This is a genomic window from Dyadobacter sp. (assembly GCF_039919315.1).
Taxonomy (GTDB): Bacteria; Bacteroidota; Bacteroidia; order Cytophagales; family Spirosomataceae; genus Dyadobacter.
The window spans coordinates 1-16568 of record NZ_JBDSFX010000054.1; the positions used below are offsets into that span (position 1 = coordinate 1).

Here is a 16568-nt window from a genome sequence, read left to right on the forward strand (position 1 = left end):
TGGATTTTGAAAGCTATTTTTTTCCACTGCATCATGCCAAAATTCAAGTGCTGGCCTCGCATCAGGTGTTATATTCCAAAAATCCCTTAACGTAGCCCGGGTAAAAATTCTCATATATTGATCTGCAAAAGTACGTAAGTTTCATGGAATGCATTCCCGGAATGGGAAAAGCTTATTGACGATTCTTTACGTTGAATAATGCAGTAACAAAAAATACCTCGCTTCGGGCCTATTACGGCTGCCGGGCGAGGTATTTAAAAGATATATAAAATCTGTAAATGAATGCAGTACGTTAGTGTACGAGCAAGGCCCCGGCGTTTTTCTTTTTGGCGCGTTCTTCCCTTCGCAATAAAATGCGTTGTTTGATTCTCATCCAGCGCTCGTACAAGCTGGATTCTTTCAAAAAGTCCCAGGAATGTTTCTCAACCTCAGTACCTATAGAAGCTGCCGAAACTTCTTCTTTTTTCTTATCGTCAGGATTGTACATCATACCCGTGCAAAGGCAATGCTTTCTGCCCGTCCGGGTCAGTACATCGTAATTTACACAGCTCGCACAACCTTTCCAGAATGCGTCATCAGCAGGAAGCTCACTGAATGTTACCGGCTCGTAACCCAGATCCGAATTGATCTTCATCACAGGTAAACTGGTCGTAATACCAATAATCTTTGCATCAGGATACTTCTGCCGAGACAGCTCGAAAGCTTTTTGTTTGATTGCTTTCGCCATTCCGCTGTTCCGAAAATCGGGGTGTACGATCAGTCCGGAGTTTGCCACAAATTTACCGTGTTCCCACGTTTCAATGTAACAAAAGCCTACCCATTCGTTGGTATCGGTGGTCGCAATGATTGCTTTCCCCTCTACCATTTTTTCCATTATATAAACAGGAGAACGTTTGGCTATGCCGGTACCACGCTTTTTAGCGCTCTCTTCCATTTCCGCGCAAATGATTTCGGCGAAATGAAGATGATTTTCATTGGCAGTCTGAATTATAAACTTACTGCCCACTACTTCGGTATTTTTCATTGATAACTTTACTGACAAAAATGTTCGAAACAATAATTACTATACCCAGATAAAAAACGATGGGACGTTTAGAATAAGAAAGAAAAAAGGGGTATAAAAGTTTTACCACGTAGGTAAAATATAATTATGCGGTCCGGGGGGACCTGAATCGGAAAGGCGTAGTATGAAGAACAGTATGTATGCCGTTGTTGTTCATTGACTTGCTAATGCGTCTAAGAAGGTGCAAATTTTGAAAAAAAAATTGTCACTCCAAAGAAACAGAAGATATATTTTTATGGTTCGTTTTGCATTAATAAAGTTTTTGAACCCAAACTACATACTGTGGCTTTCATGACAGAGATCAATACCGATGACATACTTAACGGATATATAAACGGAATATTTCCGATGGCCGAGTCGGATGGGGCAATTTATTGGTATTCGCCCAATCCGCGCGCTGTCATTCCGATTGATACCTATAAGCCTTCCAAATCACTCAGGCCGGTTTTGAATAAGAAGTATTTCGAGATAAAGATTGATACAGACTTTGAAGGAGTCATGCGCGGATGCTCCGGGCCGAGGGTCAATGAGCAGGGTACCTGGATTTCGGAATCCATTATAGCTGCTTATACTTCGCTGCACCGGTTGGGATATGCGCATAGTGTTGAAAGTTACCGGGAGGGAAAGCTGGTTGGAGGACTTTATGGCGTTTCTATCAATGGTGTCTTTTTTGGGGAGTCAATGTTTTCGAGGGAAAGTAATGCTTCCAAAGTAGCATTTCACTATCTGATGCAACTCTTAAAATTCAACCATTTTGTACTGCTGGATACGCAATTTATGAATGATAATGTGCTGCGTTATGGTGCCATTGAAATTCCGAGGGACGAGTATCTTGACCTTTTACAGAAGGCATTGAAAGTGAAAAGAAGATTCGACGCAGGCGTGTTGGCGGATTTATCTTTACACAAACCGTCGTAAGCCACGACAATGTGTTCTATTTCATTTGAAATAATTTAATTTTGACCCAAAATTGATTACCCAGCGTACGAAGTTGTAAAGAGATCGTGCCCATTATTGAATTCCAAAGTGTCAAAACCAATATTAGTAATAAAGTTCGGGACCGCTTCGATCACACTTCCCTCTGGTGAGCCTGATACCAGCATCATTTCCGAAATTGCCAGACAGGTTTCAGAAATCCATTCCAGATACCGAATTATCATTGTTTCATCAGGAGCAGTAGGTGCTGGGAAGGCTTATATTCAGGATTATAAAGGAACCATGACGCAGCGGAAGGCGGCGGCATCTGTGGGAAATCCGTTGCTGGTGGGGCTATATGCCAAATTCTTTGCTCCGAACCAGATTTACATTGCTCAAAGCCTTTGCGAAAGACAACATTTCGCGAACCGGAATAAATTTTTGCAGCTGAAAGAGACATTTGAAGAACTTTGGGGAAACAATATTATCCCTATCGTGAATGAGAATGATGTGGTCAGTGACCGTGAGTTGAAGTTTTCAGATAATGATGAATTGGCCACATTACTAGCGGTGGGTTTTGGAGCGGAATGTTTAATGTTCTGTACTTCGGTCGGCGGCCTGCTGGACGAGGAGGGTAAAATTTTAAGGAACGTATCCAATGTCAATGAGGTTTTTAAGTTTGTAAAGACGGACAAATCTTTTCTAGGTCTTGGAGGAATGGCTTCCAAACTTACTTTCGCAAAACTGGCGGCGAGAATGGCCATTCAGGTTGTGATTTTTGGAATGAGCCAGCCAAACGAACTGCTGGAAGCGCTCAATGGAAATGCCGGAACGCTCATTCACGCGGGCAAAAGCACATTATCGGCGAGGAATCGCTGGCTTGGAAGTGGCGGTTTGGTATCTGGCAGCCTGCAAATTGACGAAGGAGCTGCCAAAGCATTATTGAGACGAAAAAGCCTGCTGGCCGTGGGAGTAAGTGAGGTAACCGGTGATTTTGAATCCGGGGAGATTATTGAGATTTACTCGCCGGCAGAAGAAATGATAGCGGTGGCGAGGGCCAGGGAAACCTCATACGCAATTCGCGAAAATCTGAAAACATTGAATTTCGAAGTGGCTAATGCCAATGATATAGTACTATTATAATGGAATCTATTTTACCTCTTTTAAAAGAAACACGGGAAGCGTCGGCGGCAGTTCGCAGGTTGTCGGACCGGCAACGGGCTGATCTTTTGATTTCCCTTGCCGCAAAGGTTTTGGCCAATGCAGGGTATATTATTGCTGAAAACCAGAGAGATCTGATTTTGATGGATGACGCTGATCCCAAAAAGGACCGGTTGCTTCTGAATGAAAAAAGGATCAATGATCTGGCGCAAAGTCTTATTGATGTGGCTGGGTTACCAGATCCTACGGGAGAGGTTTTTGTTGAAAAGACGATTGAGCAAGGACTTTCATTGAAAAAAATAGCGGTTCCACTCGGGGTAGTAGGCGTAATCTATGAATCCAGGCCTAATGTTACTATCGACGTAGCATCGCTTTGTCTCCGCTCCGCGAATGCTTGTGTGTTGAAAGGTGGGAAAGAAGCGCATTTTTCGAATACCTGCCTGGTAAGCCTTATTCATGAAACATTGGAGGAGTTTGGGGTACCGAAAGCGGCAGTTACATTACTTCCAACGGGCCGCGAGTTTGTGGGCGAGCTGTTGACGGCAACACAATATGTCGATATCATCATCCCGAGAGGTTCGGAGGGGCTGATCAAATTTGTGAGGCAGAACTCATTGGTACCTACCATTGAAACTGGTGCGGGCGTTTGCCATACCTACATTGAGGCATCGGGAGACTTAGACAAAGGTGCAGAGATTGTCATTAATGCGAAGGTTTCCAAGCCGGCAGCGTGCAATGCGCTGGACACTGTATTGGTTGACAGGGTGGTTGCGGAAAGCTTTTTACCAAAGCTAAAAGAAGGGTTTACGAAATGGAATGTAGAGGTTTTTGCGGATGAAATATCCTATGACATTCTGCAAAGAGCGGATTACCCTTATTTGCAAAAAGCCGGGCCGGATGATTTTGGAAAAGAATTCCTTGATTTTAAATGTTCGGTCAAAATAGTGGATGGGTTAGATGATGCGTTGAAACAAATTGAATTATACTCGTCAAGGCATTCGGAAGCCATTGTTTCAACGAATGACGAGACCATTGAAACATTCCTGAGAGAAGTGGATGCTGCGTCAGTTTATTCCAATGCCTCTACCCGCTTTACCGATGGCGGCGTATTTGCATTAGGTGCTGAAATTGGCATTTCAACTCAGAAGTTACACGCAAGAGGACCATTTGCGCTCGAAAAACTAGTTACAGAAAAATGGATTGTTAAAGGTGACGGGCAAGTAAGATGGTAAATACATTGGAAAATATACAAACGCTTACCCGCGAAGCCATTGCGCTTTTGAAAAACCTGATCGAAACACCTTCTTTCAGTAAAGAGGAAGACAATACGGCGCAGCTGATCATTGATTTTTTTGGGAGGAAAAACATTCCTTTTCATACCAAGAAAAACAATATCTGGGCTTATAATCTTCATTTTGACGAAGCAAAGCCTACTGTCCTGCTCAATTCGCACCACGATACCGTGAAGCCTAATAAGTCATGGACATTGGATCCCTTCAAGGCAATTGTTGAGGAGAATAAATTATATGGTTTGGGAAGTAATGATGCGGGTGGATGCCTGGTATCGTTGATTGCCACATTTTGCCATTTTTATGAAAGAGAAGATCTCACCTACAATATAGCAATCGCAACGACGGCTGAGGAGGAAATTTCAGGAAAAGAAGGTTTGGAAATTGTAGTACCTGAGTTGCCCGAGATAGCTTTCGCGATCGTAGGCGAACCGACAGAAATGCATCTGGCAGTCGCTGAAAAAGGCTTGTTGGTGTTGGATTGTACTGCCAAAGGTAAGTCAGGACACGCGGCAAGAGAGGAAGGCGAAAATGCCATTTACAAAGCATTGGCGGACATTAAGTGGATTACAGAGTACCGGTTTCCAAAAGTTTCGCCGACGTTGGGCCCGGTGAAAATGTCGGTAACGATCATTAATGCCGGAACGCAACATAATGTGGTGCCCGACGCGTGTACTTTTACCATCGACGTAAGAGTTACCGATCAGTATACATTAGAGGAGGTTATTGAAGAGATTCAGAATAATATACAGTCGGAAGTCTCCGCCCGCTCGATCCGGTTACGGCCATCAAGTATACCGATGGACCACGCGATCGTTAAGAAGGGTTTAAAATTGGGACGCATTGCATACGGTTCACCTACGACCTCCGATCAGGCGCTTCTGGATTGTCCGTCGTTAAAAATGGGGCCGGGCCATTCAGCAAGGTCTCATAGCGCCGACGAGTTTATCTACCTTCACGAAATCGAAGAAGGTATTGCTCAATACATTACCATGCTGGAAGGCGTCGTCACCAAATCCTAGGGATATGCGATTTTACACAAAGGAGGATGTACAAAAATTTGATACTATACCATTTTTGTATATCAAAACTTCTTTGTCTGGTCACTTATTCACGATAACACTCAATCGTCCGGAAAAGCGCAATGCTTTTACACCCACGATGACGGAAGAAATCACATTTGCGCTAGCTTATGCTCACTTCAATTCGGAAGTAAGGTGTGTGATTGTTAATGCATCAGGGCCTGTTTTCTGCGCGGGTGCGGATTTGAATGCTTTTCATGACCAGTCAGCTAATATCAGGAATGCAAATCTGCCAGCTACCCGTGAGGATATCAAGCTTGGGGATGCATTTGTACAACTTTTAAAACCAAGCATTGCCCAGGTAGAGGGGCCTGTACTGGCTGGCGGTTTTTTGATTGTCTGCGGTTGTACATTCGTGGTGAGTACTAATGATGCAAATTACAGCCTCCCGGAAGTAAAAAGAGGAATTTGGCCGATGCAGGTTATGGCGTCTTTGATGCAGATCATTCCGGCCAGAAAAGTGCTGGAAATGTGTATCACAGCCAAGAGCTATAATGTTGATGAAGCTTATCATCTAGGATTGGTCACCCAAGTTTCGACGAAAGAAAGCATTGCTGATGATGTAAACATACTAGCGGATCAAATTCTACAAAATGCGCCGCTGGCGATTCAAATGGGTATGAAGGCGCTTCAAAATCTATCCGAAATTCGTGATAGCGAAAAGCAAAGCTATCTGAAATCACAGCTTGATTTATTAATGCAAACGGATGATGCCAAAGAAGGCGCTTCTGCCTTCAGAGAAAAACGAAAGCCAGACTGGAAAGGGGAGTAATACGGAGCGTATAGCGCTCCGCAAGAAAAACCGCTGGTTAATTTCCCGGAACAATCTCAATCTCCTCGCCGTAGCGGTTATGGAATTTGAAATCAACAACTCCCAGGGAAGTGTCTTTAATCAGTTTTACCCAGGTTTTGTAATGGAAAAGCCATTTTACCTGCTCGGAAATAATTCCTTTTGTAAAATAGGAATGCAGGAATGGATGAAGTGAAATCGTAATCCCACGTTCATTTTGTTTGGTAAGAATGTAATCCAGGTTATTCGCGATCACATCAGACACCAGGATACTAGCTTGAATGGTACCCGTTCCGCCACAAGTAGGACATGTTTCGCGGGTCACAATGTTCATTTCAGGTCGTACACGCTGACGTGTAATTTGCAACAACCCAAATTTCGAAAGTGGCAGCACCGTGTATTTAGAACGGTCGCCTTTCATTTCGTCGCGCATGGTATCGAAAAGAACGCGCTTGTTTTCCGCCTTCTTCATATCGATAAAATCGACGACGATAATACCACCCATATCGCGAAGACGCAATTGACGGGCAATTTCCTTCGCTGCTTCAAGGTTTACACTTAATGCAGTCGCTTCCTGATCTTCTTCGGAATTAGATTTGTTGCCGCTGTTTACGTCAATGACGTGCAGTGCCTCGGTGTGCTCAATGATTAGGTACCCACCATTAGGCAAGCTTACCGAACGGCCAAATAGTGACTTGATCTGCTTTTCCAAACCAAATTGTTCGAAAAGCTTGTTCTTGCCATTATGCAGTTTCAGGATATTCTCCTTATCCGGCGCAATGTTGTGAATGTAGGCTTTGATGTCGTCATACACTTCTTTTGAATCTACGGTAATGCTGTCGAACGACTCGTTCAGCATGTCGCGGATAATGGAAGAAGCGCGATTCATCTCACCTATCACGCGGTCGCGTGGTTTGGCGTCGCGAAGTGTTTTAATGCCATTTTCCCATTTGTCAAGGCAGTCCTGCAAATCTTTGTTCAGCTCATCCACATCTTTGCCGGTGGCAACGGTACGGATGATTACACCAAAGTTAGCTGGCTTGATAGAGGACATAAGCCGCTGCAAACGGTTTCTCTCCTGCTTGTCTGTTATCTTTTTGGAAAGGTTAACAGAGTTGGAAAAAGGAACGAGTACAATGTAACGGCCGGCAATGGAAATGTCACAGGAAAGCCTCGGACCTTTTGTAGAAATAGGTTCTTTGACAATCTGAACAAGTATAGGCTGATTTTTAGAAAGGACTTTATCGATTTTGCCCAACTTCTCAATCTCAGGCTCCATCTTGAAATTATTCAATTTGCCTGAATTGCCCCGCTTGGAGATAACATCCTTGGTGAGCTTGTTGAGAGAGTTGATATTAGGCCCCAGATCGAGGTAATGCAGAAACGCATCTTTCTCAAAACCTACATCAACGAACGCGGCATTAAGCCCCGCTACCAGCTTCCTTACTGTACCGAGATAGATATCCCCAACGGTAAAGCTTTGGTCCGGTGTTTCGACGTGGTATTCTAAAAGACGTTTATCCTGCAAAAGGGCTATACGTTCTCCCTTTTGAGTAGAATTGATTAGTAATTCGTTACTCAATGTTCAACCAACTAAATGGCTATATAATGTTGATACTTAACCTCCCGCTTTTGGAATAAAAGGGGCATTACATACGAGGGGAAGAAGGCATGACCGGATCTTCATATTTAAAAACCCGGTCATGACCATTTATTTCTTCTTATGTCTGTTTTTTCTAAGGCGTTTTTTTCTCTTATGAGTGGAGATCTTATGTCTCTTTCTTTTCTTTCCGCAAGGCATAAATATGTCGTTTATAAATAAAAAATGGTTTCCTTATCTTCTGCTGATCAATTGTTCAGACGGCCTTCAAGTTCGCCAATCGCTTGCTGAATAACCGGATCTTTTTCCTCTTTCTTAACCTCCGACAGAACCTTACGTGCCTGTTCCTTTTCTCCGAGCTCTACCAGCGTAAGTCCTAAATAGAATTTCGCTTTGGTATTTGCAGGATTATTGGTTAAAATCTGTCTGAACCTGTCAGCAGCCTTAGAATATTGGTTAGATCTCATGGACAAAATCCCCAGATTGAACAAAGCCAATTCGTTGGTGGGATCCGTGTCAATTACCTCACGCAACATCAAAATTCCCTGCATCGGGTTTTCTGTATTCACATAAGTCATTGCCATATTAGCTTTTACAGCTAATAATCCAGGATCCTGATCAATTGCTTTCTGATAATATTCGCGGGTTTTTGTTCCCAGGTTTTTCGCTTTCTGCTCGTCAATGGCAAAACCATAAGCTTCGTAGTAGCGATCACCTGTTCTCACCAGGTTATCGATGGTGGGAGACAAAAGGGTTACTTTTTCAGCATAAAAAGCCGCACTGTCAAATTTTTGTAGCTCGGCAAATTTATCAGACAATTTTAACCCCGCGGTTATCTTTTCTTTTTCATCCGCTTTAATGAAACCACTTCTCAATTGATCTACAATTTTTTGTTGATCAGCAGATAAAGTGGCTCCATCATGCGATTTGGAAGGAGTCTCGGGAGCAGCTTCCGTAGAAACTGCGGCCGTCTGGCCCTTTTCCTTGTCTACCTCGTTACTTTTTGTGTTTACAACCACTTTTGGAAGACTGAACAATGTTCCAACCAAAGCGACCGCGAGCACGCAAGAAAGAATGATAGACTTTTTCATACTGTTATAACCTAAACCTTTTCAAGTAATTACTTTTCAGCGACTACTTTCAATTTGTCACTTTCTTTTACCTGTTCAACAAAAACTTTTGCAGGTTTGAAGCTTGGTACAAAGTGCTCGTCAATGATCATTGAAGTTCCCTTAGAAATGTTACGGGCAACTTTACGCGCACGTTTTTTATTAATGAAACTACCAAAACCTCTTACATAAAGATTCTCACCATCAGAAAGTGAGTCCTTTACCACGGTGAAAAACGATTCTAGCGTTTGCTGAACATCGCCCTTGTCCACGCCTGTTTTCTCAGAAATCTGTGCGATTACGTCTGCCTTAGTCACTTTGATTGTTTACTTTAAGTGGATATTATTTCATTTATTTACTTACTCCTCTAAATTTTGGGAACACAAAGGTACGGTAATTTTACCAGTATTTAAAAGGATGGGGTTTTCATTTTTTTTCTAATCGGTTAAAAAACAGTGCACATAAGCGAAAATTATATGGTACCGGATCATTTTCAGGTAATTGATTTTAATAAAAAACTTAAATCCTGGTACCTCAAAAACCATCGCCCGCTGCTCTGGCGCCAGACCAACGACCCGTATAAAATATGGTTGTCGGAAATTATTCTTCAGCAAACCAGAGTGGCTCAGGGGACACCCTATTACGAGAAGTTCCTGTTAAACTACCCGACCGTTTTTGATCTGGCAAATGCGGACGAACGTGACGTATTAAGGCTTTGGCAAGGCCTCGGCTATTACTCCCGTGCCAGGAATATGCATTTTACAGCAAGGCAGATTGTTAGTGAATTTGAAGGTAAATTCCCCAAAACGGCGGTACAGCTTTCGAAGCTCAAAGGGCTTGGTCATTACACTGCGGCGGCAATCGCTTCATTCGCATTCGGGGAGGCAGTTGCGGCGATCGATGGTAATGTGTACCGGGTCATGTCTCGAATTTTTGGGATCCAATCGGATATGTTGAGCAATGATGGGAAAAAGGAATTTGCGGCTTTGGCGAAAGAGCTGGTTTCGCAAGATGATCCGGCAACCTACAATCAGGCGATGATCGAGTTCGGGGCGATTCAATGTGTTCCTGTTTCGCCTGATTGCAAAATTTGCCCGTTCAATGACATTTGCTATGCCTTTGAATTCAAAATGCAGAGCCAACTTCCGGTTAAAATCAAGAAATTGACCGTCCGTCATCGGTTCCTTAACTATTTTCTGATCAGAAAGAATGATGAGCTCGCGATGCAGGAACGGCTAGGCAAGGATATATGGAAAGGGTTATACGATTTTTATTTGATGGAATCGCCAGGCCCGGTGAGCACTCCGGACGACCTGGATGATGAGCCCGCTCTTCGTGTTTTACTGCAAAAGGGCAGGATCAGCGAGGTTGCCAGGTTGTATAGTCACATTCTGACGCATCAAAGGCTGAATGTCCGCTTCTGGTGGATTGATTTTCAGTCAGGAGATACAATAGATTTACCACCCGGAATGGCTTTCTATACAAAAGAGCAAATTGAAATTCTTCCGAAACCCATCTTGATTGATACGCTTCTTAAAGAAGAGAATTATCTTTAAAACGATTGATAATGTCTTCGGTAAACAGAACTGGTTAAGGTTTCTTTGCGCTGTTTTAATTGTGTTTAAAGTAATATATTTTTGTACTTAACATGTAAAACGAAAGAGTTATGGCGGGTTTTAATTTAACTACCAATCAGATAAATGACTACAACCGGGATGGTTATGTAGTTGTAAAAGCACTTTTTTCGAAAGAGGAAACGGATAAATTATATCGTACCGCCATTGAAAATTCGGTCATGCAAAAGAATGCTATGGACCTGAATGATCAGTCGGGGAAGAAAACGAAACTATCGTTGTGGTTTACGCCGGGTGATGACGTTTTTGGTTACCTGATCAGAAGTGAAAGAGTGGTTAACTCGGTATGGCAATTGCTAGGTCAGGATAGCCAGGTTTGCCATTTTCATACCAAACTAATGCAGAAGGAGCCAAAAGTTGGCGGCGCATGGGAATGGCATCAGGATTATGGCTACTGGTATAAAAACCAGTTTATTTTTCCTGACCAGCTCATGAGTGTGATGATCGCATTAACTCCCGCTAGCAAAGAAAACGGATGTTTACAGGTCATCAAAGGATCACACAAAATGGGCCGCGTCAATCATGGTTTCTCTGGCGAGCAGGTAGGAGCTGACATGGAAATGGTGAACCATGCGTTGAAGACAATGGACTTGGTTTACTGCGAAATTGAGCCGGGCGATGCATTGTTTTTCCATAGTAACCTGCTTCACAGGTCGGAAGCGAATCTTTCGGATCATCCGAGATGGTCGCTGATTTCATGTTACAATTCGCAATCCAACATAGCTTACAGTGAAACTTCCACTTCCTGGAGAGTACCGGTTTCTATTGTACCAGACCACGCTTTGACTGAATGGGACGCTGCGTCATTCGGTAATGCTGATTTTCTAAGAAAAGAAGACGACCCCGCGCTGAAAACTACTGGCTGGGAGAATGAAGTGAAGACGTCCTGATTTTTTTAAATTGAGTCATGGGGCGTCATTGATTGTCATGCGTTGTCATTTATTGTCATTTTTGAAAAAGCGATAAATAACTATCCATGACCAGGTATGACGATAAGTGACCAAAAATGACAATATCTGACTAATTCATAAAATATTTAATCGATTGCTGATATGCAGAAAATTGCAATGCTGGGTTCCGGTTTTATCGGACGCTTTTATGCTGAGTCCATTCATGGCCAGCGCGGCCGGGATAAGGTGGTCGCTATTTATGCTAGGAGAGAGGAAAGTGCGCAAAAGTTTGCAACGGATTACGGATGTGACTTTTGGTCGTCGGATATGGAGGAGGTGATTGCCCATCCTGATGTGAATATGGTTTGCATTGCACTGCCTAACAACATTCATGAGCAGGCAGTAATGCTTTGTGCCAGGCATAAAAAAGCTGTCGTTTCTACAAAGCCGCTCGGCAGGAACGGTGAGGAGGCGCTACGCATGATGAAAGCAGTAGAAGAGGCTGGGATTTTCGCGGGTTACCTGGAAGATCTGTGCTATACGCCGAAGTTTTTGAAATCACTGGAGAGTGTGAAAAACGGATCGTTGGGGAGGATTATCTGGGCCAAGTCCCGTGAGGCGCATCCAGGGCCACACAGCGAATGGTTTTGGGACATTGAACAGGCCGGCGGTGGCTGCATTCTGGATTTGGGTTGCCATTGTATTGAGATATCGCGGAATTTTATCGGTAAGGATATCAGGCCAGTTGAAGTAATGTGCTGGGCCGATACGCAGGTCAAACCCATTGATGCTGAGGATCATGCCATTGCTTTGGTGAAATATGAAAATGGTGCGATCGGGCAATTTGAAGTAAGCTGGACATTCCGCGGCGGTATGGATTTGAGGGACGAGGTCATGGGTACCGAGGGGACCATCTGGATCAATAACTTTTTGAGGACAGGTTTTGAAATGTTTACAACAGGACAGAACCCCGATGGTAAAGGAGAAGATTATGTAGCTGAAAAGGCCGAGAGCAACACTGGCTGGCTTTTTCCGGTGGGGGACGAAGTCAATGATCTTGGTTATAATCACATGTTTACGGATATGTTCAACTCTGCTGAAAAGGGAACGGAGCCTGCTGAAACATTCTATGATGGCTACATTGTGAATGCTGTGATTGACGCGGCGTATAAGTCAGCGAAGTCCAAATTGTGGGAAAAAGTAGAACTGCCGGTCTGGCGTGGGAAAGAAGGTGTGACCAAACCTTCAAATTACGTCTCATATAACGAAGACTATTATTTGATCAGACAGGAAATGACACACGATGGTCGCAATAAATTGATCCTGAAAGACAAAAAAACAGGAAAAATCAGCGAGCAGGATGTCTGAAAAGGTTTCAAACCTGTTATCTTTAAAACTACATTTTAAAATCATCCACAACAAAAAACCATGGCAGGAAGCGTAAACAAAGTAATTCTGATAGGAAATTTGGGCAGTGATCCGGAGGTTAGATATCTCGAAAGTGGATCAGCGGTAGCCAAATTCAATATCGCAACCACTGAATCGTATACTAATAAAAGTGGTGAGAGAGTAGACAACACCGAATGGCACCGGATTGAACTTTGGGAAGGATTGGCCAAGGTAGCCGAGAAATACCTGAAAAAAGGAAATCAGGTTTACATTGAAGGTCGTATCCGTACCGACAGCTGGACGGACAAGGAAGGACAGCAAAGAACCGGCGTGACGATCCGGGCTAACAGTATGACATTACTCGGCGGACCTGCGGGCGGAGGTAGCGAAAGCAGCGGACAAGGTTATTCTCAGCCGTCTGCTCCCCGTGCCAACCAATCACCAAGATCCTCCGATCCTATTCCGCCTTCACTGGCTGCTGGAAACGATGACGATGATCTGCCGTTTTAGCCAGACATTCCAAATATTTAGGCGATTCTGCCATCAAAGAACATTTATTTTTGAGGTAGAATCGCTACATTTATCTTATTGAATGTCCGGTATGAACATTTTATAACATTTTGTGAAAGAAACTGCAGATAGCGACGATCCACTTTCCCGAACGCGTACGGGGATTTTATTTCCCCAACGAAGTACGCAACCTATCTTGGCAGGGGTGATCATACCCATTGATTTCTTAGCTCCCTACGACTTTATCCTCATTATTTTTCTGTTCATAATTTCCCTTTTCCTTTCCGGGATACGCGCAGCATACGCAGCATCCGGCGCAATGGAAAATCCATGGGAACGAAAAAGTGACGCAGAAAACAGCCTTCCCAGTCGAATACAGCAACTTGCGCTTTCGCTAGTACAGCGTGCCATTACATTATTTGCGCTGGTTCTCGCGGCACGATTGGCATGGATACATTTACAAATTACTCAAAGTGAAGTTGTTACCTGGGTGATCCTGGGAACGCTAGCATTCTGGATATGGTTGGATGCCATCGTACGGTACAATAGTGCGCGACGTGCAAATGAATTTATTCCCAGAATTTCAGGCCTTACGCAGTTTCTGATCAAGATATGCAGGCCGCTCACACAGCCTATTATGAAGCTGGGCTATTCCTTTGGGGTGCTCACGCCGGAAGGAGCGGAAATAACTACCGAAATGCTCGAAGCAAAGGCTGAAAGCGAGGAGGAAACTGATCTTTTACGCGGACTGGCTAATTTCAGGCAGACAAATGCTAAAAAAGCAATGCAGGCGCGTCTTCATATCACCGCTTTTGACATTGAACTGAATTTCCATGAATTAATGGATAAGATCAACAAATCGGGTTACTCGCGTGTCCCTGTTTTTCGGGACGATCTGGATCATATTGAGGGAATTCTGAATGTAAAGGATTTACTTCCTCATATTCATCTCGATGAGCATTTTAATTGGCAGAAACTCTTACGGCCTGTCTATTTTATTCCCGAAAGCAAGCGTCTGGACGACCTGATGAAGGATTTTCAGAGCCGCAGGGTACATATGGCGCTCGTGGTCGATGAGTACGGCGGCACGGGCGGACTTATCACACTGGAAGACATTATTGAAGAGATTTTCGGTGATATCAATGACGAATATGATGAGGATGACGAGATTAACTACACGCAGGTAGATGAGAATACTTATGTTTTCGAAGGAAAGGTACTGATCAATGACTTGTGCCGGTTACTGAATCTCGAGACCGATTATTTTGACGAGGTTAGGGGAAGTAGCGAGTCGCTGGCTGGGTTGCTACTGGAATTATTCTCGCGATTGCCACGTCCGGGGGAGATTGCCACGCACCGTGAAGTAACGTTTAAAGTACAATCGGCTGACAAGAAAAGAATCAAAAAAGTCCGTGTTCTGGTGTCTGAAAAATGATGACTCTAAAGAAAAAGTACAATTGATTTTATTTCCTCCAAAGTTATTATTAATTTTGCCCGGCAAATAACAATAGTTTATTTGCTATGAGCACAGACCCATCCAAAGTCCTCTTCGAGGCGTTAACTTACGACGACGTTCTTCTAATACCTGGTTATTCAGAAATTCTGCCTCGCAATACAACAACAAAAACCAAGCTGACACGTAACATCGAGCTGAACATTCCACTTGTTTCTGCCGCGATGGATACAGTAACAGAATACGAGCTGGCCATTGCCATGGCTCAGGAAGGCGGTATTGGAATTATCCATAAAAACATGAGCCTGGAGTTGCAGGCCGAGCAAGTAAGAAAAGTAAAACGTTCTGAAAGCGGAATGATCCTGGATCCGATCACACTCTCAGATAATGCTACACTAGGTGATGCGCATCAGATCATGCGCGAGTTCAAAATAGGTGGTATACCTGTGATCGACAAAGACCGTAAACTGATCGGTATCCTGACCAACCGGGACCTTCGTTTTGAAAGAGAAATGGGGAAACCCGTTACGGAGATCATGACCAAGGACAAGCTGATCACCGCTTCCGACGGACTGTCGCTCGACGATGCCGAAAAGATCCTTCAGGAATACAAAATTGAAAAACTCCCAATCGTTGATTCAGAGTACAGGCTTACCGGATTGATTACGTATAAGGATATCCTGAAACGTAAGTCGCATCCGAATGCATGTAAGGACGAGTACGGCCGCCTTCGTGTAGGAGCAGCCGTAGGAGTCACGGCAGACCTTTTGAAACGCGTAGAAGCATTGGTTAAGGCTGGTGTCGACGTTATTAGTCTTGATACTGCTCACGGACATTCCTTCGGTGTCATTGAAGCATTGAAATCTGTTAAAGTGCAATTTCCCAAACTGGATGTGATCGCAGGTAACGTGGCCACAGGCGAAGGAGCAAAAGCACTGGCAGAAGCGGGTGCGGATGCAGTTAAAGTAGGAGTAGGACCAGGCAGTATTTGTACAACCCGTATCATTGCCGGTATAGGTGTACCTCAGCTCACAGCAGTCATGTGGGCAGCAGAAGCATTGAAAGACACAGATGTTCCTGTCATCGCGGACGGTGGTATCCGTTTTTCAGGAGATATGACCAAAGCGCTGGCTGGTGGCGCGAGTACGATCATGATCGGTTCTATGCTGGCAGGAAGTGACGAAGCTCCGGGTGAGATCGTCATTTACGAAGGAAGGAAATTTAAAGCTTACCGCGGAATGGGATCAGTGGAAGCAATGGAGGATGGTTCGAAAGACCGTTACTTCCAGGATGCCGAAGATGATGTTAAAAAACTGGTTCCGGAAGGAATTGTTGGCCGGGTACCATTCAAAGGAAAAGTTTCCGAAATTGTATATCAAATGGTCGGTGGCTTGAAAGCTGGCATGGGATACTGCGGAGCTGGCGACATTGCTGCATTGCAAAAAGCACAGTTCGTGAAAATAACATCCGCCGGTGTGAAAGAAAGTCACCCACACGATGTAATGATCCAGAAAGAAGCGCCGAACTACTCGTCGAAATCGTGATTGCTGTTAGCTTTTTAGCTGTTAGCTATTGGCTATTGGCTATTGGCTATTGGCTTTCCGATTTTGAATACTAAAACAAAAATGCCTCGCGACCACAATGTCACGAGGCATTTTTGTTTACGTTTAAAAGCTAAAAGCC

The 16568-nt window shown here is 43.9% G+C and carries 15 protein-coding genes; 11 read left to right on the forward strand and 4 right to left on the reverse strand.

The genetic code is table 11. From position 1 onward, the window contains the following. Window positions 1-292: 292 nt before the first annotated feature. Window positions 293-1024, reverse strand: a complete 732-nt coding sequence (locus tag ABIO93_RS14820) for a GNAT family N-acetyltransferase (RefSeq protein WP_348068956.1) — start codon at window positions 1022-1024, stop codon at window positions 293-295. A 330-nt stretch (window positions 1025-1354) separates the two neighbouring features. Between ABIO93_RS14820 and aat the strand changes: the two genes are divergently transcribed. The 5 genes from aat (at window position 1355) to ABIO93_RS14845 (ending at window position 6282) form a co-directional block, all read left to right on the forward strand. Then, window positions 1355-1981: a leucyl/phenylalanyl-tRNA--protein transferase gene (gene aat / locus ABIO93_RS14825; RefSeq protein ID WP_348068958.1), complete on the forward strand. Its 627-nt coding sequence runs from the start codon at window positions 1355-1357 to the stop codon at window positions 1979-1981. A 108-nt stretch (window positions 1982-2089) separates the two neighbouring features. Further along, the gene (gene proB / locus ABIO93_RS14830) at window positions 2090-3121 is read left to right on the forward strand and encodes a glutamate 5-kinase (RefSeq protein ID WP_348068960.1); all 1032 of its coding nucleotides are present in this window, start codon (window positions 2090-2092) and stop codon (window positions 3119-3121) included. After that, window positions 3121-4371 carry a glutamate-5-semialdehyde dehydrogenase gene (locus tag ABIO93_RS14835; protein WP_348068962.1) on the forward strand — a complete coding sequence of 417 codons (1251 nt, stop codon included), beginning with the start codon at window positions 3121-3123 and terminating at the stop codon, window positions 4369-4371. Before proB ends, ABIO93_RS14835 begins: the two co-directional genes overlap by 1 nt. Further along, a complete protein-coding gene (locus ABIO93_RS14840; protein WP_348068964.1) occupies window positions 4365-5450 on the forward strand; it encodes a M20 family metallo-hydrolase in 1086 nt (361 codons plus the stop codon). Before ABIO93_RS14835 ends, ABIO93_RS14840 begins: the two co-directional genes overlap by 7 nt. Before the next feature lie 4 nt (window positions 5451-5454). Next, window positions 5455-6282: an enoyl-CoA hydratase-related protein gene (locus ABIO93_RS14845; protein WP_348068966.1), complete on the forward strand. Its 828-nt coding sequence runs from the start codon at window positions 5455-5457 to the stop codon at window positions 6280-6282. A 37-nt stretch (window positions 6283-6319) separates the two neighbouring features. Here ABIO93_RS14845 and ABIO93_RS14850 read toward each other — a convergent pair whose 3' ends face one another. The 3 genes from ABIO93_RS14850 to ABIO93_RS14860 form a co-directional block, all read right to left on the reverse strand. Then, complete coding sequence (locus ABIO93_RS14850; RefSeq protein ID WP_348068968.1) at window positions 6320-7882, reverse strand: Rne/Rng family ribonuclease; 1563 nt, start codon at window positions 7880-7882, stop codon at window positions 6320-6322. A 266-nt stretch (window positions 7883-8148) separates the two neighbouring features. Then, on the reverse strand, window positions 8149-8991 hold the full coding sequence (locus ABIO93_RS14855) for a tetratricopeptide repeat protein (protein WP_348068970.1): 843 nt from the start codon (window positions 8989-8991) through the stop codon (window positions 8149-8151). Between the two features lie 29 nt (window positions 8992-9020). Next, window positions 9021-9326: an HU family DNA-binding protein gene (locus tag ABIO93_RS14860; RefSeq protein ID WP_348068972.1), complete on the reverse strand. Its 306-nt coding sequence runs from the start codon at window positions 9324-9326 to the stop codon at window positions 9021-9023. Between the two features lie 138 nt (window positions 9327-9464). Between ABIO93_RS14860 and mutY the strand changes: the two genes are divergently transcribed. The 6 genes from mutY to guaB all read left to right on the forward strand — a co-directional run bounded on the left by mutY (window position 9465) and on the right by guaB (window position 16429). Further along, window positions 9465-10565, forward strand: coding sequence for an A/G-specific adenine glycosylase (mutY, locus tag ABIO93_RS14865; protein WP_348068974.1), 1101 nt, complete (start codon window positions 9465-9467; stop codon window positions 10563-10565). A gap of 110 nt (window positions 10566-10675) precedes the next feature. Further along, window positions 10676-11533, forward strand: coding sequence for a phytanoyl-CoA dioxygenase family protein (locus ABIO93_RS14870; protein ID WP_348068976.1), 858 nt, complete (start codon window positions 10676-10678; stop codon window positions 11531-11533). Window positions 11534-11695: 162 nt separating this feature from the next. Further along, the gene (locus ABIO93_RS14875) at window positions 11696-12901 is read left to right on the forward strand and encodes a Gfo/Idh/MocA family oxidoreductase (RefSeq protein ID WP_348068977.1); all 1206 of its coding nucleotides are present in this window, start codon (window positions 11696-11698) and stop codon (window positions 12899-12901) included. Between the two features lie 60 nt (window positions 12902-12961). Beyond that, window positions 12962-13432, forward strand: coding sequence for a single-stranded DNA-binding protein (locus ABIO93_RS14880; protein WP_348068979.1), 471 nt, complete (start codon window positions 12962-12964; stop codon window positions 13430-13432). Between the two features lie 112 nt (window positions 13433-13544). Next, window positions 13545-14867, forward strand: coding sequence for a transporter associated domain-containing protein (locus ABIO93_RS14885; protein ID WP_348068981.1), 1323 nt, complete (start codon window positions 13545-13547; stop codon window positions 14865-14867). 86 nt (window positions 14868-14953) lie between these two features. After that, on the forward strand, window positions 14954-16429 hold the full coding sequence (gene guaB, locus ABIO93_RS14890; RefSeq protein WP_348068983.1) for an IMP dehydrogenase: 1476 nt from the start codon (window positions 14954-14956) through the stop codon (window positions 16427-16429). Window positions 16430-16568 lie beyond the last annotated feature (139 nt).